This window comes from Proteus sp. G2675, assembly GCF_963886535.1.
Taxonomy (GTDB): Bacteria; Pseudomonadota; Gammaproteobacteria; order Enterobacterales; family Enterobacteriaceae; genus Proteus; species Proteus mirabilis.
Map to the genome: position 1 here is coordinate 89,039 of NZ_CAWPCB010000052.1, position 23,910 is coordinate 112,948.

Here is a 23,910-nt window from a genome sequence, read left to right on the forward strand (position 1 = left end):
CACCTGATAAATGGCACTGACAATTTATTGTAGTGCCATTTTTGTTTCCTTAATGAGTTAGTGGTTTTGAAGGGTAATATCTGCGTGATTAATGACTTCATTCTGCTCATTTTTTAATGAATCAAATAGTATCTGAGCTGCTTTACTCGGGCTATTGGCATTAAGATAAAGGTTATAACGAATAGCAGGTAATGGCGGTAATCCCTCTTTTTCACCCAAAATACGTAAATCATCACCAGAAAGCTCGATAGAGCGTGCCATTATACCTAAACCAGCACGAACGGCCGCTCTGGCACCAGATAAGGTGGTGGCAATATAGGCAATGCGCCAGCGAATATTTTGTTGATCAAGGTGATTTATCATCATATCACGGTAAGTACTTGGTTCATCAAGAACCACTAAAGGTAACGGTTCGTCAAGATCAAATCTAAAATGTTTACCGCAATACCATAACGAAGGCGATACGCGTAAGACAATTTTAGGGTAACCGACATGCTCTTCTGTAGAAATGGCTAAATCGACCTCATTATTTTCCAACATTGACATTAAAAAAGGGCTACGTTTAACAATAATCTCCATAATTAAACGAGGATAAGCACCTGAAAAACGAGCAAGTAGATCGGGTAAGATTGTGTTTGCTGTATCATCGGGAGAGCCAATCTTTAATATTCCATCAATTTCTTCATGCAATAAAGATAAACATGCTTCATCATTAATGCGCAAAATCCGCCGAGCATAATTAAGCAGTTGAGTGCCTGCTTCGGTTAATGTTTTATTTCTCCCTTGTCGAGCAAAAAGCTCTTTACCTATTAATGACTCAAGGCGTTGCATTTGTTGGCTGACTGCAGATTGTGTTCGGCAAACTGATTCAGCGGCTGCGGCAAAGGTGGAACCATCGGCAACAGCAACAAAAGTTCTGAGTAGGTCTAACTCTAAATTAAAAATAGGGCGCTTTGCAGAAGTCATTTTATTATCTCTTAATTGGTGTTGTGGTGCGAAATAAAACGCAAGAGGTATTATTTTTATAAAGGTTAATAAAGTTCTTTTTAATTGGCATACCGCTCTCTTTCATACTATGAAGAGTTGGATCAATAATCTATAACACCGCTCAATAAATTCGTAGGGTTACGCAGTATTTGATGAAAAAGGCGAGTAAGTGCAGCTGACTACTGATTTTTATACAGTGTTATGCGACAATAACGCTTATTTTAATGACAAATAGAGTAGTTATGTCCCTTTCTCAATCTGTAAAAATGCAAATCAGCCAATGGTATAAAGCATTACCTGAGCATATTGAAGGCTTTATTCCACGAGCGCCTCAGCGCGAAATGATTGCTGAAGTTGCGAAGACATTTTCTGATGAAACGGGGCGACATCTAATTATTGAAGCGCCTACCGGAGTAGGTAAAACACTCTCTTATCTTATTCCTGGTATTGCTATCAGTCGGGAAGAGAAAAAACCACTGATTATCAGTACGGCGAATGTGGCGCTACAAGATCAAATTTACAGCAAAGATCTGCCTTTACTAAAAAAAATTATTCCAGACCTGACTTTTACTGGGGCTTTTGGGCGAGGTCGTTATTTATGTCCCCGTAATTTAGAGGCAATTTGTGCAACAGAAGGTGAGCAAATTGATTTAATGTTCTTGCTGGAAGATAAAGTTGATGTCGCAACCAGTGCGGAAAGGGAGATTTGCCAAGAGTTAAAACACGATTTTACCAGCTTTGGTTGGGATGGTTTGCGTGATCACCATAAACGAGCATTAACGGATAGTTTATGGCGCAAGATTAGCACAGATAAAATGAATTGCTTAGGTCGTAATTGCCAATACTATCATCGCTGTCCTTTTTTTCTGGCCCGTCGAGAAATAGACGAAGTTGATGTGGTTATCACCAATCATGCTCTTGTGATGGCTGCGATGGAAAGTGAATCGGTGTTACCTGATGCAAAAAATATCTTATTAGTGTTGGATGAAGGGCATCATATTCCTGATGTTGCTAGAGATGCGCTTGAAGTTGAAGGGGAAATAACCTTATCGGCATTAAATATGCAACTTGATAATATGACTCGTCATGTCAGCCAATATTTAGCACAATTTATCCCAGTCAAACCACCCAAATTAGCCGATCCCATTCGTTTTGATGCTCATATTGCAAAAATGCGCGAAGCCTATCAATACGTTGAACATTTTACCCGCGCGTTATTGCCTGAGCGCAGTGAAAATGATGAATATTTATTTCCATTAGGTCAATTACCTGAACAATTACTGTTATGTTGCCAAGACTTATTTAAGCTAACCGATGGTTTAAAAATGTTAGGTGAGTCGATTCTTAACGACTTAACTGAGCGAACAGCAAAAGAAGATGTTGTACGTTTACATCGCGCGATTTTAACCACCAGCAGAATGGTTGGTTATCTGGAAAATATGGCAAAACTATGGCGACTTGCGACATTAGAGCAGACATCAAAAGCACCCGTTTCGAAATGGCTTACTCGTCGTTATGATAAAAAGCAGTCACATCTCTATTTACATTGTGCTGGTATTCGCGTTAGTGAACAGTTAACACAATTATTATGGAAAAATATTCCTCATGTGGTGATCACTTCTGCCACACTACGTTCATTAAACAGTTTTTCGCGTATTCAAGAGCTTACAGGACTAAGCGAACACTTTGATGATCGTTTTATTACCTTGTCATCGCCTTTTACACATGAAAGGCAAGGGAAACTCGTTATCCCTAAAATGCGTTATGAACCGACAATGGCGAATGAAAAAGCGCATTTAAAAGAGATGGCACGCTATTTTCGTCAAGGAATGGTAGAAAACCACCATCGAGGGCAATTAGTATTATTTAGTAGTCAACGGGCGATGGAAGGTTTTTTAGAGGAAGTTAAAGATCTACGTTTGAGTCTCTTAGTCCAAGGAGATCAACCGCGCTATCGTTTAGTGGAGACACATTGTAAGCGTATTGATGCGGGCGATAATAGTGTGTTAATTGGGTTACAATCTTTTGCTGAAGGATTAGATTTAAAAGGTGACTATTTAACGCAAGTACATATTCATAAAATTGCTTTTCCACCTGTTACTGATCCGGTTATTGTGACGGAAGGGGAATGGCTAAAATCACTGAAACGTTATCCTTTTGAAGTGCAAAGTTTACCAAGTGCATCATTTAATTTGATCCAGCAAGTTGGGCGTCTTATTCGTAGTCATCATTGTCATGGTGAAGTTGTTATTTATGATAGACGTTTATTAACGAAAAACTACGGCTCACGGCTATTAACCGCGCTACCTGTCTTTCCTATTTATCAGCCAGATATACCTAAAACAGAATAATAAAAAGGCTACCTATATTGGTAGCCCTTTTCAGTAAGAAGCATGTGATTAAGTAAGCAATTAGTTTTCAATATTTGCTTCAATAAACCATAAGAATTTATCTAGATCACGGGATGCTGCGGTAAACATATCAGCAGTATCTTCATCTTCAACTTCATCAATCGCTTTACGAATATCATTAGCGACTACCGCATAGCGATCAGCCAATGCTTTAAGGTGATCTTGCACATCATGAATATCGAGTGGATAGGCTTTTAAAGGTGTTTTTTTACTGACAGTTTGTGGTGTACCAAGGACTGTGCCACCTAATTGTACTAAACGCTCAGCAAACTCATCAGTATGTTCATTGATGGTATCACGGAAACCATCTACCATTTCGTGTACGGCAATAAAGTTTCTACCGCGCATATTCCAGTGTGCTTGTTTGGTAATGAGAGACAAATCGATAAACTGAGTCACCATTTGCTGCAGTAGTTCGATAGTATGCAGTTTAACACTGTCATCAACATTATTACGGGTATAAAGCAGGGCTGAAGGTGTGGATTTGACTAATTTAGCAGTACTCATAATCGTTCTCCCTAAATAATTAATAACTCAATATCTTAATTTCTGTTAATTATGATAGTGGATTATTAATGGTTAGTCTTATCGCTTGCTACTATTAAATTGATAGGGCATTACTAATAAAAATGTCATCTATCGAAATAGCCTATTTAGAATAAGACAATATGCTTAAAATAGCAATGTTAGGGAAGTAAAGTTATTATTTAATAAGTAAAAAGAGATCAACTGATCTCTTTTCATTTAATATTTTATTTATTAATAAGTTAAACTGTATAAATATTTATTCTACTTTTTCAATTTTGGTTTTTCTTTTCATGGTTGCAGTGGAACCAATTGACGCTAACACAATAAATGCCAACGCAACCCATTGTATTAACGTTAAATGTTCATGTAAGAAAATAATACCAATAAAAGCCCCCATACAAGGCTCTAAACTCATCAATGTCCCAAAGGTTTTTGCCGGTAAACGGGTAAGTGCAATCATTTCCAAAGTATAAGGAAAAGCGGTAGATAAAATCGCAATAGCTAATCCAATAGGTAATATAGACCAACTAAAAACTAGCTCAGGGCTACTTTGTAGCATACCAATAGGGAAAAAGATAAAGGCGGCGATAAGTGAGCCAATAGAAACTGTCGCTGCGCCATAGCCTTTTCCTGCACGTTGTCCGAAAACAATATATAATGCCCAACCGACACCCGCACCTAATGCATATAAAATGCCTAGGGGATCGAGTCCGTGAATATTATCCCCAATCGGCAGTAATAACCCTAATCCAGCAATCACTAAGATTATCCATAAAAAATCGATTGCTCTGCGTGAAGAAAACATCGCTACCGCAAGCGGTCCCGTAAACTCAAGTGCTACTGCAATACCTAATGGAATAGTTTCAAGAGCCAAGTAGAATAAGTAGTTCATTGCCCCTAATGATAAACCATATAAAAATAGTGGCATTATGGCACTACGAGAAAAGCTTAGACGCCATGGTTTAAAAATAAAAAACAGGATCAGAGTACCTAGAAAAAGGCGTAATGCTGTGACTGCGGGGGCGCCAATAACAGGAAACAGGCTTTTTGCCAATGATGCGCCACTTTGTATTGATAGCATAGAAAGAAGCAAAAGAAGCACAGGGTAGAACACCTGTAATTTAGCTGAGTGTCTGGCTGACAACATCCTGAAAAACCTCGTCAAAAGTAAAGCGTTGAGTACTCTGTTATCCTATATAACAAAGGATCACATAATATAAAGTAAATTTGTGATTTTTAATATAGTTATTTATTAATTATTTATTAATAACACAACTTAAATTATTTTAGTTTAGGGATAGTTTAATAATATTAAAATATATTTGGAAAATACAGTAAGGATGAATAAAAACAATCAAATTAAATGTGTATTATTAATAAAACAAACAGAGAGATATATTATAAAAGCGATAAAATAATTTTTTTTGACCTTTTTTATAACTGAGGGGTTCAGTATAATTTTTCACTCGTTTTAACTAGCTAAAGAGAATTAAAAATGAATAAAATAAAGTCTATTGCCGTGTATTGTGGTTCAAGTTTAGGCGCTTCACCAATTTATAAACAACAAGCGATTCTTTTTGCTAAAGAGCTGGTTAAACGTAATATCACTTTAGTTTATGGTGGTGCCAGTGTAGGAATTATGGGCACGCTCGCGGATACCGTTTTACAGGAAGGGGGTAAAGTTATTGGTGTGATCCCAACGCTATTAGAAGGGCGTGAAATTTCACATAAAAATCTGACAGAGCTCCATGTCGTTGAAACTATGCACCAACGTAAAAGTAAAATGATTGAACTCGCGGACGGCTTTGTGGCACTGCCGGGGGGTTTTGGCACATTAGAAGAGTTCAGTGAAGTGTTTACTTGGAGCCAAATTGGCCTTCATCAAAAGCCATTAGGTATATTTAATATTAATGATTTTTATCAGCCATTACTGGCTATGATAGATAAAATGGTAGATGAAAAATTCTTACATGAAAAATATCGTCATATGGCGATTGTTGAGCAATCACCTATCCAGTTATTAGATAAATTTGAAAGTTATATTGCCCCTTCGATTAAAACCTACGATAAATAAAGGTAGAGCATGATAACCATAAGAAAAGCTGTACTTTCTGATGTTGAGCAGATTAATACCCTGTATGGCTATTTATTTGCTGAGATGGCGAAATTACAGCCAGAAAGATTAAAACCGGGTAAACAAGATGAAGCATTTATTATTAATGGCATTAAAAATGATAAATTTCATCTGTTAGTGGCTGAGTTAGAACAGAAAATTGTCGGTTTTACTATTGCCCAAATACAAGAGACACCGCTATTTAACTGTTTAGTACAGCGTAAATATGCCTATATTTTTGATATTGTTGTTGACCCTTCTGTTCGTGGACAAGGGGCAGGGGCATTGTTGCTAAATGCCATGAAGGCGTGGGCAAAACAACAAAAAATGACCCACCTAGAGCTTTCAGTATTGGCTGAAAATGCCGATGCTAAACGTTTTTATCAGCGAGAAGGGTTAAAAGAAGTCAGTACCGTGATGGGTATTGCTTTGTAAGTTTCGCTTAATCATGGCAAAAATAAACCCGCTGAGTGCGGGTTTATTAATTATGTTATTCAGCTAAATTGTGGGTTTCCCCGCAATTATCGTACACAATACCCTGACATTTTCAATATCTTCTGCCGATATTTCAAACAAGTTTCTATCTAAGACAATAAAATCGGCGAATTTTCCTACTTCTAATGAACCAATCTGTTTATCCATATCTAGTGCATAAGCGGCATTGATGGTGGCAGCTCGTAATACTTCGATTAAGGTGAGATTGCGATCATTATCTAAACGTGGCTGAGAGGGATCTTTTTGTCGAGTCATGGCAACTTTAAAGTCATACCACTCATTTAATGGATCAATCGGCCAATCACTGCCAAATGCGACAGTCACTCCCGCATCAATAAATTTACCGGCGGTTTCTAGATATTGGCAACGTGCTTTGCCTAACATTTCAAGATCTTTATCAATATTATGTTGCTCTACGCCAGCCCATTGAAAGGAGAGAAAAGGGTAGGTATTTAATTGGGCAAAGCGCGCATAATCTTTTTCACACATTAATTCGTTATGCGCAAGGCCGGGGCGAATATCTTTTTCTGGCAAGGCTTTGCGCATTTCACTAATGGCGTCAAGTGCGACACTAATAGCCCCTTCAGCTACGGTATGAATATGAGGATGATAACCTGCACGGCTAATCTCAGTGACTAATGGCGTCAAGATTTCAGGTGAAAAATAGAGATCGCCAACATGCTCTGAATCTTGCCAATGAGGCGTTTCATCCGTACCGACATTAATACGATAAGGGGCGTGTAAACGTGCTGTCATAATCGGCGCTTGTAATACACCATCAAGAAAAAGCTTAATATGGCGAATAGCGACACTGGGTTGCGCGCCTTGGCTGATTTGATGCCAGTGAGAGAATCGTGTTATTGCTTGTTGTACAGCATGAGGAATAGCTGCAATATCAGCCACATCATCAGGGGTAATTTCAACCGCATTCTCAACACGAACCGTTAATTCACCCGCTTCTCGCAAGGTATTAAAGGCACGTAATTGTGGCTCACCAACACGTGCATCCATGATAGTCGTTACCCCTTGTTGATTGAGCAACTTTTGTACATGGCGTGCGATTTGTAGATTTTGCTCTGCCGTTAAAGGCGGTAGGCTATCAATAGCCTGCATAGCTGGCGCATCTTCAAGAATACCAATAGGTGTTCTATCACCATCACGTTCAATATTGCCATCAGGGGGATCGGGGGTTTCAGCCGTAATATTTAATAATTCTAGTGCGCGGGAATTTGCTAATACGCTATGACAATCACTAGAAAAAAGTAAAATAGGGCGAGACGTATTTAAGCTATCAAGGTGATAACGCGTCATTTGTATCCCTTCCGGTTGCATCCCTTCACGATACCATGCTGACACTTTCAACCAAGCTGTATCACTATCGATGGGATCAGCATCAAGATAGCGTTGGATACGCGATAGAATTTCATCGATTGTTAAGGAGAGGTAATCAAGGTGACAACCTGCTAATGTGGCTCCCCCCCAAAATGGATGCATATGAGCATCAATAATGCCGGGCATCACCATTTTCTTCTGTAAATCGATATGCTGTGTTTTTTCATTACAGTAAGCAAGTAAATTCGATTTTGTGCCTGTTGCAATAATAATGCCTTGGGAAACAGCGATAGCTTCGACGAAATTGTTACTATTATCAGCGGTATAGATTAGGCCGTTATAATAGAGTGTGTCTGCAATTTGAAATGTCATTCTTCTACCTTGTATAGCTTTTTTGGCGATGATGGCTAATTTTCGGTACTGATTGGGCATCCTATGAAGTTTTGATGCGGGCGGTCATATTAGAATTAAATGACGCTCAATACTACCTGCGTGTTACATTGATTTAACTAACTGTTTTATCAACGGGCGAAAATAATAGGATAAACCGCATAGAATACCACTATATGGAAGAGAATAAGGTAAGCAGAACCGATAGCTACTTACCCTATTAAAATATTAGAAGGGGTCAATTATCGGGCAAATTAGCCGCACATACATCACAGTGTGGATTTTTAGGTAGCTTAAATTCACGAAATTGCATCCGCATAGCGTCAAAAATTAATACTTTGCCATGTAAAGTTTCGCCATAACCAGTGAGTAATTTGATGGCTTCAATGGCCTGTAAAGTGCCAATAGTACCCACAACAGGGGCCATAATACCCGCTTCAACACAAGTTAGTGCATTATCACCAAAAAGATGACTTAAACAGCGATAGCAAGGTTCATCATCTTGATAGGTAAAGACGCTAATTTGGCCTTCCATACGAATTGCTGCACCAGATACTAAGGGTTTTTTCTGCACAAAACACAGTCGATTTAGTTGCTCACGGATAGTGACATTATCTGTGCAATCCATTATCAGATGATGTTGGCTGATTAATTCAGCCAGTGCTTTATCTTCAAGTAGTGCATCAACCGTATCTATCTGTACATGGGGATTAATCGCGTTTAATGTTGTTTTAGCTGATAAAACTTTCGGCTGACCAATGGTGCTATCGCGATGCAGGATCTGGCGTTGAAGATTGGACAGTGAAACGGTATCAAAATCTAATAGTGTCAGTTTGCCAACACCTGCGGCAGTGAGATATTGCGATACACTACAGCCTAATCCCCCAACACCGACAATTAATACAGAAGCACTTTTCAGTGCTTCTTGACCGTCAAAATCAAAGCCCCTTAACACAATTTGGCGATTATAACGCAGCGTTTCTTCATCGGTTAATTCTATACTCATAAACACTATTCGCTTTTTAGCAGAGGATTAAATAGCTCAATAGTGACGGTTTCACCCGCTGCAACTTTACCACGCTCTCGCTCTAAGACGATAAAACAGTTTGCCACACTAAAGGAGCTATATACGTGAGAGCCTTGATGTCCCGATGTGGTTACTTGCCATTCACCATTTTCATTAATACTGGCGATACCGCGTTGGAAATCCAGACGACCGGCAGATTTTTTTAATGGTGAACAGGTTTTAGCATGGAAACGCTGTGGTGCTCGCCACTGACTAAAACCAGATAAACGGGCAATTAAAGGCTGTACTAATTGGTAGAATGTCACTGTTGCTGAGACAGGATTACCCGGTAATCCGCAGAACCAAGCATTATGTAGGCGACCAAAAGCAAAAGGTTTACCCGGCTTAATGGCTAATTTCCAAAAACCAATTTCGCCTATTTCATCTAAAATTTGTTTAGTATAGTCCGCTTCACCCACAGAAACTCCGCCACTGCTAATCACTAAATCCGCTTGTGCATCAGCGGTTTTAAAGGTTTCTCGCAGTTTTTCTGGCGAATCTGGAATAACGCCTAAATCAAGCACATCACAATCTAATTTTTCCAACATTAAGCGTACGGCAAAGCGGTTAGTATCATAGATTTGCCCCGCTTTTAATGGTTGGCCAATAGTTTGCAACTCATCACCCGTTGAAAATACGGCCACTTTTAATTTGCGGTAAACATTAATATTGGCAATACCGAGTGAAGCAATAAGAGGTAACTGTGCTGTAGAAAGTTTTGTTCCTGCGGCTAAGACGATATCGTTTTGTTTTATATCCTCACCAATACGACGAATATTTTGTCCAAGTTTGGCCGGATGTGGAAAAAGAATACCGTTGTCAGTCACTTGTGTTTCTTCTTGCATAATAACGGTATCGACACCTGCGGGTATCATGGCTCCAGTCATGATACGAACACATTGTCCTTGTGGTAATTCACCTTCAAAAGGGACTCCAGCAAACGCTTTGCCTGCAATAGGTAAAGGAGATTGAGTGTTTAGATCCGTATAACGTACACCGTAACCATCCATGGCAGAATTATCGAAAGGAGGTACATTGAGTGGTGAAGTGATGTGCTCACTTAAGATATAACCTGCTGCCTTATGCAAAGGGATACTAAGGGTATCTGTGATTGCCACCGGTTTTTCAAGTAATTTTTCTAGCGCCTCATCAAGGGATAACAAACCGCTAACCTGACATTGACTCATTGTATACTCCAAAATCTATCGAAATGTGCTGTTTTATTTCATGATACTAATCTATCACGATGAAGCACATCATGTTAGCGATCATCTCATCAGCAAAAAAAGAAAATATTACTCAACATAAAATGTTAACTATTTAAAACAAAACTGTTAGTTAATGTGTTAATAATATTGTTGTATTTTAAATGTAATAAATAACATCAATACAATGGAGCCTTATGAATACCTCAACCCATCCAAGCCATTCAGCACAAGCCTTTCATATCGCTTTTAGTGGTTTCCTTGCTTTAGTTGTTGCTATGGGGATAGGGCGTTTTACTTTTACGCCTCAAGTACCGCTAATGATTGCGGACACACAACTGACATTAACCAGTGCCAGTATTGTTGCAGCATTTAATTATCTAGGGTATTTAGCTGGTTCATATGATGCGATGAAAGCAACTAAAGGTGTGGGCTATCGGCTTTGGGGGGGATTATGGGGAGCGGTGATCATTACACTGCTTAGTGCGGTACTTAATGATGCTTTAACTCATAGTATTGCTCGTTTTTTTATTGGTTGGGCAAGCGGTTGGACATTAGTGCTTGTTGCTTCGTGGGCAAATGAAGTATTAGCCCGTTTAAATCGCCCGGCATTAAGTGTGGCAGTCTATGCAGGAACAGGGGCGGGGATCTTTATTAGTGGCCTTCTTGCGGTATTCATTCTCAAGTGGCAGATGAGTGCGACAACAGGTTGGTTGATTTACGGTGTGTTGGCATTTATTTGTGCAATTTATGTGAGCTATCATTTACCCAAACCTTGGTCAATTAATCGTGAGCAAGTCAAAGTAGAGCCACTTATCTTAACGCCGGCGATGAAAAAATTGATTTGGGGTTATACCTTTGCGGGCTTTGGTTATATTTTACCTGCGACCTTTTTATCTCAAATGGCGACAGAACGTTTTCCCGGTAGCTTAGTAGCTCAATTTGTCTGGCCTATTTTTGGTGCTTCCGCAGCTTTATGTATTGGGATCGCGATACTGACACGTAATGTCCTTAATACACAATTACGATTGGCGATAACACTATGGTTGCAAGCACTGGGGATCATCATTGCCGAATGGCTACCCACAATTACAGGTCTTGCTATTGGCGCATTTTTAGTGGGGGGAGGGTTAATGTGTGCGGTGCAATTAGCATTTTTACGTGGTAAAGAGTTGGCACCTGATCATGCTCGTTATATGGCAGGATTATTAACAACATTTTATGCTATTGGACAGCTAGTTGGGCCTCTGGTTTCCTTCCTTTCAACGGCGTTAACGGGAAGACTAGAGCCGGCATTATATGTCGCCTTTGTGATATTGATCATCGGCGGTATTTTGGTTTGTATGAAAGAAAACAATAAAGGGTAAAACAATAAAAAATGACAAAAAAGCAATAATTTCATAACCAAAAATGCAGTATTGCTGGATAATGTGATTCAGCTCATCTAAAGTGTAACGGTTATCGTTGAATTAGGTAACAGAGACTTAATTAATGTGTTTATCGGAGAGTCCAATGTCATCAACATTAAGTAAAGAGGCGCAATGGGTACATGCCGCGTTAGTGGAGCGTGGTTTGGAAACGCCTCTTCGTGAGCCAAAACTTTCACCCAGTGAGAGTAAACAACAAATTAAACATCACATGACGGAAGTGATGAAATTGTTAAACCTAGATTTGAGTGATGACAGTTTAGCGGAAACGCCACATCGCATTGCGAAAATGTATGTTGATGAAATTTTTTCAGGCTTGGATTATCACAACTTTCCTAAAATCACCCTGATTGAAAATAAAATGCAGGTTGATGAAATGGTCACTGTTCGTGACATCACATTAACCAGTACTTGTGAGCACCATTTTGTCACTATTGATGGTAAAGCAACGGTTGCTTATATTCCTAAAGATAAAGTGATTGGTTTATCAAAAATTAACCGTATTGTGCAGTTCTTCGCACAACGCCCTCAAGTGCAAGAGCGTTTAACGCAACAAATATTGATTGCCTTACAAACGCTATTGGGGACGAAAAACGTTGCTGTCTCTATTGATGCCGTTCACTATTGTGTAAAAGCAAGAGGCATTCGTGATGCAACCAGTGCAACCACCACAACCTCATTAGGTGGACTATTTAAATCTAGCCAAAATACTCGCCAAGAGTTTTTGCGTGCTGTACGCCATCTTTGAGATGAATAAATGGAACAAAATTCACGTCAACGCATCGACGCTTTAGATGCGTTGAGAGGAATAGCGATCCTTGGCATCTTATTACTCAATATCTCAGGTTTTGCCTTATTAAGAGTTGCCTCATTTAATCCTATGCATTCAGGAGAGGCGACTTTTGCGGACAAACTTACTTGGATGGGATTAAATTTATTTACCCAAGGAAAGTTTCTGTTTATTTTTGCGCTGTTATTTGGCGGAACACTTTATTTATTATCTCAACGATCTGTTGCTTGGAACGTCTCTCGCCTAATTATTCTGGCATTAATCGGTATTATTCATACCCTATTACTATGGGAAGGGGATATCTTATTTCCTTATAGTATTTGCGGATTATTTGTTCTCTTTTTTATTAAAGCATTACCTATTAAGCGGCAATTTATCCTTGGGCTGCTGCTCTATTTATTTGGCGCGATTATTTTAGCTTTTTTATTTTACTACTATCGTGATTTTGTTGAAATAGTTTGGTATAGCTCTGACTATTCCGCCATGATAGAGACTAATTGGAAAACCGGAAGCTATATAAATAGTATCTACTGGCGATTAGATGAACTGAGTGATTTTATTTTTAATTTAGTTCGTCAATATAGTTGGTTTTTAATTGGCGCCATGTTAATGGGGGCGGCGCTAATGGCATCCGGTTGGTTACAACGACGCTATTCACAGTCTCATTATGGTTTGATAGCGGTTTGTTTTTTAGTCATAAGTTTACTTTTCCAAGGGACGCTTGTTATTACCGATTATTATTTAGATTGGCATTATATGTGGTCTGCGGTAGTGGCTCAGCCTATCACCATGGTGATCCAAATTATTCAAAGCTTAGGTTATATTGCTTTACTCTATTGGGCATGGCCTTATATTCAACACAGTTTTATCGCCTATGCTTTACGTTGTGTGGGGAAAATGGCGCTTACCACCTATTTACTACAGAGTATTATTGGCACGACGCTTTTCCAGCGGATGGGGTTATTTAACCAATTTACTTTATTGCAGCTTATGCTATTTGTGATGGCTATTTGGGGGATAAATATTATCTTTGCCGTAATGTGGTTACGCTATTTTTCTCAAGGGCCAATCGAGTGGCTGTGGCGCCACTCGTCAACAGGGTTAGCTAAACGCTTTTAACTGTTTTTACCATTGTTTAATGGCAACGCTTCTACCTCTTGTGGTGAAACCGCCGGATAGCCCTTAATATCATCAGGAATATTTTGTACAGCAGGTATCGCTTCTGGTGGACCTAGAAAACGCGGTTCACGTTTTAATATATAGAGATCGACAACCGCACCTGCTCTGGCTAAAACTTCACGTAAACGCACCTTAAACATACTCTTCGGCGAAGCAACAGCAAAACACTGGGCATCAATGCCTTTTTCAAGGGCAATAAATACGGCTCGTTCGCAATGGAAACGCTGAGTGATAATAGTAAAGCCATCTGTTCCAAACACTTCTTTTGTGCGTACTACCGAATCTAAAGTTCTAAATCCAGCAAAATCCATAACGATACGCGATGCCGGTATGCCTGCTTTAATTAAATCTTTACGCATCGTATTGGGTTCATTATAGCTATGCTGTGCATTATCTCCACTGAGTAACAGATATTGCACTTTGCCGCTGTTATAGGCATTAACAGCACCTTGAATACGATATTGATAAAATTGGTTAAGATAGCCTGTGGTGTAATATTTAGCAGTACCTAATACCATGCCTACTTTTTTGGCGGGTAGTTTATCTATATCTTCAAATATATAGGGGCTAGTTTTTACACCTATCCAGCGATCACAAGCAATTAATGCCACCGCAACTAAGATAAAAAGGGTCAAAAAGAGATAAATGAGGCGCTTTAGCATATCCTTGCCTTAATGACTCAGGGTTTTCTAATAGGTTAAAGGCTACTTGAGCACTAATTGGGAAGCAAGAAAAAAGCGCGCTATTAGTGATAATAGTGCGCTTTTCAGAATGAAACCTAATGATTTTAACTCAATTAGAATGACGTTCTCTTGTAAATACGGTATTCAGGCTCCCAATAGTTACGTTCAATCGCTTCTTCTAAAGCAGAATCAGACGTGACCGTTGCAACTCCTTGCACCTGTGCTTCTTTGGCAACTTGTTTAGCAATATAACGTGAAACTTGTTGAATATCGGCTAATAAAGGTAATAGTGGGCCATCGCCTTCTTTTGCCATAGGCGAGCAATCGGCTAACGCACGGCTTGCAACCATTAACATGGCATCAGTAACACGCTTTGCACCACTTGCAATAACGCCAAGGCCAATACCTGGGAAGATGTATGAGTTATTGCATTGTGCAATAGGATACACTTTCTCTTTATAGGTGACTGGGGCAAATGGACTTCCTGTAGCAACAAGAGCTTGTCCATCAGTCCAATTGATAATATCTTCAGGACGCGCTTCAACACGAGACGTTGGGTTCGAAAGAGGCATCACGGTAGGACGTTCACAATGCTTATGCATTTCACGAATAATCTCTTCAGTGAAAAGTCCTGCTTGACCAGAAACGCCAATCAGAATGGTTGGCTTAGCATTTTTAACCACTTCTAACAGTGAAATTGCATCCGTTTCTGTTTGCCAATCGGCCAGCGTTTCGCTTTTTTGAATAAGCTTACTTTGGAAATCGAGTAAGTTTGGCAGTTTATCCGTTAACAAACCAAAACGGTCAACCATAAAGATACGTGCACGAGCTTGTTCGTCGCTTAGTCCTTCAGACTTCATTTGTGCAATAATTTGCTCTGCAATACCACAGCCGGCTGAGCCTGCACCTAAGAAAGCGACAGTTTGATCTTTTAATTGACGCCCCGCAGCACGGCTTGCCGCAATTAGACTACCTAATGTCACAGCGGCAGTACCTTGAATATCATCATTAAAGCAACATAATTCATCACGATAACGATTTAATAACGGCATGGCATTTTTTTGTGCAAAATCTTCAAATTGCAGCAGTACATTTGGCCAACGACGTTTAACGGCTTGAATAAATTCATCGACAAATTCGTTATATTCATCTCCGGTAATACGTGGGTGGCGCCAGCCCATATAAAGTGGGTCATTTAAACGTTGTGGGTTATTGGTGCCAACATCCAGTACAACGGGTAAGGTATAAGCGGGGCTTATTCCACCACAAGCGGTATATAAAGAGAGTTTACCAATAGGAATACCCATACCACCGATACCTTGGTCACCTAAACCAAGGATACGCTCACCATCTGTGACCACAATCACTTTTACGTTTTGTTTGGTGGCGTTTTGTAGCATATCATCAATATTGGCGCGGTTAGGGTAAGAGATAAAAAGTCCACGCGCACGACGGTAAATATCAGAGAAGTGCTCACAAGCTTCACCTACTGTGGGGGTATAAATGATGGGCATCATTTCAGTAAGGTGAGATTCCAACAGACGATAAAATAGCGTTTCATTGGTATCTTGGATATTTCTTAAATAGATGTGTTTATCGTTATCATTTTTAAAATCAAGATATTGACGGTAAGCGCGTTCCACCTGCTCTTCAATGGTTTCTACTGCCTCAGGCAGTAAACCATGAAGGTTAAAGGTGCTGCGCTCTTCTTCGCTAAAAGCACTACCTTTATTTAACAGGGGAAATTCAAGCAGGATTGGGCCTGCATACGGGATATAGAGAGGACGTTTACTTTCGTGTTCCAGTTCCATGAAAAATACTCTTGTAAGGCAGTTAGTCACATGACAAGTGTAGATCCTACAAAATAATAAAAATATGTACAGCTTATGTTATTTTTTTATGATTTTTCTGCTTAGAAATGAGAGATAGATACAATTGTTATGACTTTTTCTGATAAGCATCAGCAAAAATTTACATGCTGATGCTTTTTTATGAGGACAATTTAACGGTATAAGTTAAAAAATGTTACAAAGTGACACGCTGTATTTGGCGGCAACCTAAAGCTGTTAATGTTGCTTGTGTGGCATCCCACTGAGTTAATAGGCTGTCTGCTTTTTCAATTAATATTGCAGACTCAATATCCATAACATTTTCACCCGCCATATTTAATGCGATAAGTGCCGCTTGTAATGGTGGCATACTGGGATTGAATGCGGCATTTTCAGCATAACTGCCTTGAAAGATCTTACCGCTTTTCATCTGTACAGCAATACCACTGTGAGAATGGCTGTAAGGGGCATGACTACGATTTATTGCTTGTAGTGCCTGTTGTGCTAGTTGGCTAGTGTTATCTATTTGATAACCGTGATTAACTTTATCCATCAGTAGGGTAGTGATATTGAGATCTTTAGGGCCAAAGCTATCAGGTAAGTAGTCACCTAAGGTTGCCACTTTTCGGCCTGGGAGATGGATTGCAATATGAGTGCCGCTATTTAGTTCGTTCATAAACTGACGACAATGACCACAAGGGGTATAGTTAACTGTGATGGCAACTAAACGAGACTCACCGCGTAACCAAGCATGTGTAACCGCACTTTGCTCTGCGTGTACTGTTTGTTGTAATGGGGCGCCAGCAAACTCCATATTTGCCCCAAAATAGAAGTGACCGCTTTCACCACGAGCAATGGCACCCACATTAAAATGAGAGATAGGTGTCACAGCACAAGCGGCTGCAACAGGCAGTAATGCGAGGGCTAACTCATCATCATTACATTGTAACTGTGTTTTTAACGCATTAACTTGTTCTGCAGTGAACATTGCCGGAAATTCATCCTGCTCAAGATAAGGCGTAAGTGCTTGTTGTAATTGAGGGGATAAATCTGACCAAATTGCCTGAAAACGAGTATGCATATAGGTGTCTCCCATTAATCTTCTGCTATTGTAAGATTTTAGGCATCTTTACCTACTCTTATATGTGATTAAAATCATATTTTCAATGAAACTATTGCAACTGAATGATTAATTGGGAGATGCATCTCAAATTTATAGTAAATTGATTTTAGCATTAGCATAAAAAACCTTCGCTCTGAACGAAGGTTTTTTATGTGTTCTCTTGATTTAGCTAATTAGCTAAAAAGGTGCAAAATAAAAGGAAAAATAAAGGGTGCAGTAAGTGAAGTAATAATACCGCAAGTCATTAATGCTAATGAACTATATGCCCCTTCAATATAATCGATTTCAGCTGCTCTTGCAGTACCCACTGCGTGAGAGACTGTTCCCATCGCTAAACCACGAGAAGCGTGAGTTGGAATACGTAATATTTTAAATAGCGTATGACCAAAAATGGCACCTAAAATACCTACTGCAATAACACATGCAGCACTGATTGCAGGAATACCACCTATGGAATCCGCAACAGCCATTGCGATAGGGGTTGTTACCGATTTAGGCAAAATGGAGGCGGCAATTTCAGGAGTAGCGCCAGCCCATAACGCAATCGCTGTACCACTAGCCATGGCGGCGATACTACCAATAAAGCAGATACTAATTAACGATTTCCATTGTGCGCGTATTTGGTGTAATTGTTGATATAAAGGAATAGCTAAAGCAACAACAGCTGGTTGCAACAAGTCGTTAAGGATACGACTTCCGGCAAAATAATCCTCATAAGCGGTGTGTGTCACTAATAAAATAGGAATAATAACAACAATAGCAATCAATAACGGATTTAAAATAGGCCATTTAAATCGAGCAGCCAGTTTACGTGCTAAGTAGAAAATAATAAGTGTTAGCGGTAATGACCACCAAATATTCATTAATATTAACATTTTTTCTTCTCACTTAACGCTCTGTCGTCGTCTTGTTGTTCTGCTAATTCTACATCCTCTACTTTATCGGGTTTAGCACCGATAATAGGACGTTCACGATGCACGTAATGTGAGCAGTAAGCGACTAGCGCCATCACCGCAAAGGTACTGACAACACAGGCCAGAACAATAGGAAAGAGTTGTTGGCTTAATAAATTATAATAGTTCATTACACCCACCCCGATAGGAATAAAGAGCAATGACATATTTTTCAGTAAAATATTACCACCGGGTTTTACCCAACGTAGTGGAATAAGCTGGAAGGCAAGTAAACCAAATAGAATAAGTAGTCCAACAATACTGCCTGGCACCGCGAAAGGTAATAAGGCTGAAATAAGATTACCGGCAAAAAGACAAAGATAAAGTATAAAAAATGATCGTATATAGTGCCAGATTGTGATCTGCACCCGCTTAGATTTCATAGATATGTGTCCTAAATCAACTGACGTATTTATCATACACCAATTTTCAAAGTGTGCTATGGATCACAATAAAAAAAGAGCGGGGCTCTTTATAGAACCCCGCTTTGTATTTGCATTTTGAATAAAGGTCAGTTTTTATTTCACTTGGTGACCCGGTTTAGCCCCACTATCTGGGCTAAGTAAGAAAATATCTTCACCACCAGGGCCTGCGGCCATCACCATACCTTCTGAAATTCCAAAACGCATTTTGCGAGGTGCTAGGTTTGCAACCATAACAGTTAAGCGACCTTCTAATACTTTCGGATCAGGGTATGCAGAACGAATGCCGGAGAATACTTGGCGTGTTTCTCCCCCTAAGTCCAGTATTAATTTTAGCAACTTATCTGAGCCGTCAACGAAATCAGCCTGTTTAATTTCAGCAATGCGCATATCAATTTTGGCAAAATCATCAAATTTAATGGTTTCTTGAATAGGCGCGTCTGCTAATGGGCCAGTGATTTCTTTGACTGGCGCAATGGTACTTTTTGAAGCTTCTACCATTGCATTGGCTTTATCCATTTCAATACGATTAAACAATGCTTTAAATTTAGTAATTTCATGGTTTAACAGCGGTTGCGACAGAGCATTCCAAGTTAATTCAGTTTGTAAGAAGGCTTCTGAACGTTCTGTTAAAGAAGGTAGAATTGGTTTTAAATAAGTCATCAGTACACGGAATAAGTTAATTCCCATAGTACAAATAGCTTGCAACTCAGCCTCTTTACCTTCTTGTTTAGCAACCACCCAAGGCGCTTTTTCATCAATATAGCGGTTAGCTTCGTCTGCTAATGCCATAATTTCACGAATAGCTTTACCAAATTCACGGTTTTCAAAACATTGTGCGATGCTTTCTTGCATATCGACGAAATGTTGATATAACTTCGCATCATCAAGGCTTGCCGCTAATTTGCCATCAAAGCGTTTACTGATAAAACCCGCAGTACGGGACGCGAGGTTAACCACCTTGTTGACGATATCGCTGTTTACACGCTGTACAAAGTCTTCTAAGTTTAGGTCAATATCATCAATACGTGATGAAAGTTTTGCCGCATAGTAATAGCGTAGGCAATCAGCATCAAAGTGATCAAGATAGGCACGTGCCGTAATAAAGGTACCGCGAGATTTTGACATCTTCGCACCATTGACGGTGACATAGCCATGCACAAATAGGTTGGTTGGTTTACGGTATTCACTACCTTCTAACACTGCCGGCCAGAATAAGCTGTGGAAATAAACGATATCTTTACCGATAAAATGGTATAAGTCAGTTTTGCTCTCTTTGTTCCAGAACTCATCAAAGCTTAAATCACCACGTTTTTCACATAGGTTTAAGAATGAGCCCATATAACCAATAGGGGCGTCTAACCAAACATAGAAATATTTACCCGGCGCATTAGGGATTTCAAAACCGAAATAAGGGGCGTCACGGGTGATATCCCACTGTTGCAGACCGCTGTCAAACCACTCTTGCATCTTATTGGCTACTTGCTCTTGCAATGCACCGGAGCGGATCCACTCTTGCAACATATTGCTAAAGGCTGGGAGATCAAAGAAATAGTGTTCGGTTTCACGCATTACCGGCGTTGAACCCGATACCACAGAGCGTGGATTAATTAATTCTGTCGGGCTATAAGTTGACCCACATACTTCACAGTTATCACCATATTGATCGGGCGCTTTACACTTAGGGCAAGTCCCTTTAACAAAACGATCAGGCAAGAACATGCCTTTTTCTTCATCATAAAGTTGAGAAATCGTTTTACTTTTAATATGACCATTTTTTTTCAGGGCTAGATAAATTTTCGTCGATAATTGACGATTTTCTTCACTGTGCGTGGAGTGATAATTATCGTAGCTGATATTAAAACCGGCAAAATCCTGTTGATGCTCTTTGCTCATCTCTTCAATCATGGCTTCTGGGGTAATACCCAATTGTTGAGCTTTCAGCATAATAGGCGTGCCGTGAGCATCATCAGCGCAGATGAAATGAACTTCTTTGCCGCGCATTCGTTGGTAACGGACCCAGATATCAGCCTGAATGTGTTCAAGGATATGACCGAGATGAATTGAACCGTTAGCATAAGGTAACGCGCAGGTTACCAATAATTTATTCGCGACGTGAGACATAGTAAGGATCTTACTTCCATTAAATTAAAAAAAGGGTCTTTGATGTTAACCTATCCGTCATGATGTCGCTAGGGCAATCATAGAGTTTTTGCAAGAGAAATTTCGCTTGGCAAATTGAGGTAAGGCATTATCGTAGTCATTGACTATCTGATATGATAGGTGCACTCAGATATTTAATGAATAACGAAAATGAGAGGAGCCGGGATGAGTGATAAATCCCCCGAGCAGACCACCCCTGAGATTCTGAAAGAAAAAGTTTCAGGTGTCTTGTCTACTTTTGAACACCCGACATTGAAACGTAATCTGCTTTCCCTAAAAGCATTACATCAGTGTGCGATGATTGATGATGTCCTTCATATCGAATTAGTGATGCCGTTTGTGTGGAAAAAACCTTTCCAACAACTGATTGAAGAAAAAACGGCAGAGCTGCGTAATATGACGGGAGCCAAAGCTGTTGAGTGGAAGCTAAAACACAATATTGCCACACTACGTCGTGCAAATGATCTTCCAGGTATTAATGGCGTACGTAATATTCTGGCGGTGAGTTCAGGTAAAGGCGGGGTGGGTAAATCCAGTACCGCGGTAAACCTTGCTTTAGCGCTAGCACAAGAAGGGGCTAAAGTTGGTATTCTGGATGCGGATATTTATGGCCCATCCATTCCTAATATGTTAGGTACAACCATGGAACGCCCAACTTCACCAGATGGGCAACATATGGCACCTATTATGGCGTATGGTCTAGCATCTAACTCTATCGGTTATTTAGTCACAGACGATAATGCCATGGTATGGCGTGGTCCAATGGCAAGCAAAGCGTTGATGCAAATGCTGCAAGATACGTTATGGCCTGATTTAGACTACCTTGTGATCGATATGCCACCAGGAACGGGTGATATTCAATTGACCTTATCACAAAATATTCCGGTGACTGGCGCCGTTGTTGTTACAACACCACAAGATATTGCGCTGGTGGATGCGATGAAAGGCATTGTCATGTTCAAAAAAGTCAATGTACCCGTATTAGGTATTATTGAGAATATGAGTGCGCATATTTGTAGCAATTGTGGTCATCTTGAGCCTATTTTTGGTACTGGTGGTGCTGAGAAATTAGCCGAAAAATATCATTGCCAATTATTGGGTCAAATTCCACTGCATATCTCTTTACGTGAAGATTTAGATCGCGGACAACCGACGGTGATGCGTGATCCAGAAGGTGAATTCGCTGATATCTATCGTGAAATTGCTTCAACAGTTTCTGCGCAAATGTATTGGGATGGGGATGCTATTCCAACGGAAATTTCTTTCCGCGCGGTATAAGCGGTGAAACAATAATCTATTGATTATTATGGGAAGTCTTTTAGGCTTCCTTTTTTTTATCCGCTGAAATCTGACTATTTTTGATAAAAAACAAAGAGATTTTTGGTTTTACGCTGGAACCAGAAGGATTTCAAAACTATAATCTGCGCGAGCGTAATATTTACATATTATTACGTTATTCCTCTTTTTTATTTCAAACCAGGTTTTTTATTATGGCTGACACAGCACATCAGTGCACAATTGTAGGTATCGCTGGAGCCTCTGCTTCAGGTAAAAGTCTTATTGCCAGTACACTTTACCGTGAATTAAGAGCGCAAGTAGGTGATCATAATATCGGTGTGATACCAGAAGATTGCTATTATCGTGACCAAAGTGATTTAACAATGGAAGAGCGATATAAAGTTAACTACGACCACCCCAATTCGATGGATCACGCACTTTTATACCAACACTTGTGTGAACTAAAAGCCGGAAACGCCATCGAACTCCCTCAATATGATTATGTCGCTCACACCCGTAAATCAGAAACCATTCATTTTAAACCAAAAAAAGTTATTATTATTGAAGGTATTCTGTTATTAACAGATAAGCGCTTACGTGAAGAGATGGATTTTTCTATCTTTGTCGATACGCCATTAGATATCTGTCTAATGCGTAGAATTAAACGTGATGTGAATGAACGTGGGCGTAGTCTAGATTCTGTTATTGAACAATATAATAAAACTGTTCGTCCGATGTTCTTCCAGTTTATTGAGCCTTCTAAACAATATGCCGATATTATTGTGCCTAGAGGGGGAAAAAACCGTGTTGCGATCGATATTTTGAAAGCAAAAATCGGACAGTTTTGTGAATAATTGAGTTCATTTGTAGGCAGCTTTCATGCATGATTAACCATGAAACTGCCTGTTTAACTTGAAGAAGGGAAATAAAATGCGATTATGCGACCGTGATATTATTCAGTGGCTTGATGAAGGTAAATTAGTCATTGAACCCCGCCCGCCTATCGAGCGAATTAACGGCGCAACAGCGGATGTTCGCTTGGGTAACCAGTTTCGTGTTTTCCAAGGACATACTGCGGCTTACATTGACCTCAGTGGCCCCAAAAATGAAGTTAATGAGGCCCTTGAGCGGGTGATGAGTGATGAAATTGTATTACCAGAAGGCGAAGCGTTTTATCTTCATCCCGGAGAGCTTGCCTTGGCGGTTACATTAGAGTCTGTCACATTACCGGATAATGTAGTAGGGTGGTTAGATGGACGCTCATCTTTAGCGCGATTAGGATTAATGGTACACGTCACGGCTCACCGAATTGATCCGGGTTGGCATGGACACATCGTATTAGAATTTTTTAATTCAGGTAAACTGCCATTAGCATTAAGACCGGGTATGGTGATTGGCGCATTAAGTTTTGAACCTATGTCAGGCTCTGCGGATAGGCCTTACAATCGTCGCCAAGATGCGAAATATAAAAATCAACAAGGTGCGGTAGGAAGTCGGATTAGCGAAGATTAATTTTCATTAACGACTATTATCAAC

21 protein-coding genes are annotated in these 23,910 nt (G+C 39.8%); 9 read left to right on the plus strand and 12 right to left on the minus strand.

All coding sequences use genetic code 11. The features are described 5' to 3' along the window. Positions 1-57: 57 nt before the first annotated feature. Positions 58-966, minus strand: coding sequence for a LysR family transcriptional regulator (locus AACQ49_RS16770; protein ID WP_004244494.1), 909 nt, complete (start codon positions 964-966; stop codon positions 58-60). A gap of 263 nt (positions 967-1,229) precedes the next feature. On the opposite strand from AACQ49_RS16770, the gene dinG reads away from it, so the two are divergent. Next, positions 1,230-3,338 (plus strand): ATP-dependent DNA helicase DinG, encoded by a 2,109-nt coding sequence (dinG, locus tag AACQ49_RS16775; RefSeq protein ID WP_049218436.1) that lies wholly within the window; start codon positions 1,230-1,232, stop codon positions 3,336-3,338. Positions 3,339-3,398: 60 nt separating this feature from the next. Here dinG and dps read toward each other — a convergent pair whose 3' ends face one another. Both dps and rhtA read right to left on the minus strand, forming a co-directional pair. After that, positions 3,399-3,905, minus strand: coding sequence for a DNA starvation/stationary phase protection protein Dps (dps, locus tag AACQ49_RS16780; RefSeq protein ID WP_004244496.1), 507 nt, complete (start codon positions 3,903-3,905; stop codon positions 3,399-3,401). Positions 3,906-4,182: 277 nt separating this feature from the next. After that, entirely contained in the window at positions 4,183-5,073 is an 891-nt protein-coding gene (gene rhtA / locus AACQ49_RS16785) for a threonine/homoserine exporter RhtA (RefSeq protein ID WP_004244497.1), read from the minus strand. Between the two features lie 348 nt (positions 5,074-5,421). Here rhtA and AACQ49_RS16790 point away from each other — a divergent pair, with 348 nt between their 5' ends. Both AACQ49_RS16790 and AACQ49_RS16795 read left to right on the plus strand, forming a co-directional pair. Then, positions 5,422-6,000 (plus strand): LOG family protein, encoded by a 579-nt coding sequence (locus AACQ49_RS16790; RefSeq protein WP_004244498.1) that lies wholly within the window; start codon positions 5,422-5,424, stop codon positions 5,998-6,000. A gap of 9 nt (positions 6,001-6,009) precedes the next feature. After that, on the plus strand, positions 6,010-6,474 hold the full coding sequence (locus AACQ49_RS16795; protein WP_004244499.1) for a GNAT family N-acetyltransferase: 465 nt from the start codon (positions 6,010-6,012) through the stop codon (positions 6,472-6,474). Positions 6,475-6,537: 63 nt separating this feature from the next. Here the strand turns inward: AACQ49_RS16795 and AACQ49_RS16800 are convergent, their stop codons facing one another. The 3 genes from AACQ49_RS16800 to moeA all read right to left on the minus strand — a co-directional run bounded on the left by AACQ49_RS16800 (position 6,538) and on the right by moeA (position 10,509). Next, positions 6,538-8,238 (minus strand): amidohydrolase, encoded by a 1,701-nt coding sequence (locus AACQ49_RS16800; protein ID WP_004247580.1) that lies wholly within the window; start codon positions 8,236-8,238, stop codon positions 6,538-6,540. A gap of 256 nt (positions 8,239-8,494) precedes the next feature. Continuing rightward, positions 8,495-9,262 carry a molybdopterin-synthase adenylyltransferase MoeB gene (gene moeB, locus AACQ49_RS16805; RefSeq protein WP_004247582.1) on the minus strand — a complete coding sequence of 256 codons (768 nt, stop codon included), beginning with the start codon at positions 9,260-9,262 and terminating at the stop codon, positions 8,495-8,497. A 5-nt stretch (positions 9,263-9,267) separates the two neighbouring features. Further along, entirely contained in the window at positions 9,268-10,509 is a 1,242-nt protein-coding gene (gene moeA / locus AACQ49_RS16810) for a molybdopterin molybdotransferase MoeA (protein WP_020945386.1), read from the minus strand. Positions 10,510-10,724: 215 nt separating this feature from the next. Between moeA and AACQ49_RS16815 the strand changes: the two genes are divergently transcribed. From AACQ49_RS16815 to yeiB, 3 genes are all read left to right on the plus strand, one after another. Further along, the gene (locus AACQ49_RS16815; RefSeq protein ID WP_004244503.1) at positions 10,725-11,894 is read left to right on the plus strand and encodes a YbfB/YjiJ family MFS transporter; all 1,170 of its coding nucleotides are present in this window, start codon (positions 10,725-10,727) and stop codon (positions 11,892-11,894) included. Positions 11,895-12,039: 145 nt separating this feature from the next. Then, a complete protein-coding gene (gene folE, locus AACQ49_RS16820) occupies positions 12,040-12,702 on the plus strand; it encodes a GTP cyclohydrolase I FolE (protein ID WP_004244504.1) in 663 nt (220 codons plus the stop codon). A 9-nt stretch (positions 12,703-12,711) separates the two neighbouring features. Continuing rightward, entirely contained in the window at positions 12,712-13,863 is a 1,152-nt protein-coding gene (gene yeiB / locus AACQ49_RS16825; protein ID WP_088206720.1) for a DUF418 domain-containing protein YeiB, read from the plus strand. Here the strand turns inward: yeiB and sanA are convergent. From sanA to metG, 6 genes are all read right to left on the minus strand, one after another. Continuing rightward, positions 13,860-14,585: an outer membrane permeability protein SanA gene (gene sanA, locus AACQ49_RS16830; protein WP_004252099.1), complete on the minus strand. Its 726-nt coding sequence runs from the start codon at positions 14,583-14,585 to the stop codon at positions 13,860-13,862. The two genes, yeiB and sanA, sit on opposite strands and share 4 nt — an antisense overlap. Before the next feature lie 134 nt (positions 14,586-14,719). Further along, positions 14,720-16,417, minus strand: coding sequence for an NAD-dependent malic enzyme (locus tag AACQ49_RS16835; RefSeq protein WP_004244507.1), 1,698 nt, complete (start codon positions 16,415-16,417; stop codon positions 14,720-14,722). A gap of 214 nt (positions 16,418-16,631) precedes the next feature. After that, a complete protein-coding gene (gene cdd / locus AACQ49_RS16840) occupies positions 16,632-17,516 on the minus strand; it encodes a cytidine deaminase (RefSeq protein ID WP_004247586.1) in 885 nt (294 codons plus the stop codon). Between the two features lie 215 nt (positions 17,517-17,731). Then, entirely contained in the window at positions 17,732-18,433 is a 702-nt protein-coding gene (locus AACQ49_RS16845) for a CidB/LrgB family autolysis modulator (protein ID WP_004247587.1), read from the minus strand. Continuing rightward, positions 18,427-18,894 (minus strand): CidA/LrgA family protein, encoded by a 468-nt coding sequence (locus AACQ49_RS16850; RefSeq protein WP_004247588.1) that lies wholly within the window; start codon positions 18,892-18,894, stop codon positions 18,427-18,429. Before AACQ49_RS16850 ends, AACQ49_RS16845 begins: the two co-directional genes overlap by 7 nt. A gap of 135 nt (positions 18,895-19,029) precedes the next feature. Then, the gene (metG, locus tag AACQ49_RS16855) at positions 19,030-21,057 is read right to left on the minus strand and encodes a methionine--tRNA ligase (protein ID WP_161779183.1); all 2,028 of its coding nucleotides are present in this window, start codon (positions 21,055-21,057) and stop codon (positions 19,030-19,032) included. A 204-nt stretch (positions 21,058-21,261) separates the two neighbouring features. Here metG and apbC point away from each other — a divergent pair, with 204 nt between their 5' ends. The 3 genes from apbC (at position 21,262) to dcd (ending at position 23,886) form a co-directional block, all read left to right on the plus strand. Further along, on the plus strand, positions 21,262-22,374 hold the full coding sequence (gene apbC / locus AACQ49_RS16860; protein WP_004247590.1) for an iron-sulfur cluster carrier protein ApbC: 1,113 nt from the start codon (positions 21,262-21,264) through the stop codon (positions 22,372-22,374). Between the two features lie 212 nt (positions 22,375-22,586). Further along, positions 22,587-23,228 carry a uridine kinase gene (gene udk, locus AACQ49_RS16865; protein WP_004247591.1) on the plus strand — a complete coding sequence of 214 codons (642 nt, stop codon included), beginning with the start codon at positions 22,587-22,589 and terminating at the stop codon, positions 23,226-23,228. A 76-nt stretch (positions 23,229-23,304) separates the two neighbouring features. Then, a complete protein-coding gene (gene dcd, locus AACQ49_RS16870; RefSeq protein ID WP_049218428.1) occupies positions 23,305-23,886 on the plus strand; it encodes a dCTP deaminase in 582 nt (193 codons plus the stop codon). The last annotated feature ends 24 nt before the right edge of the window (positions 23,887-23,910 follow it).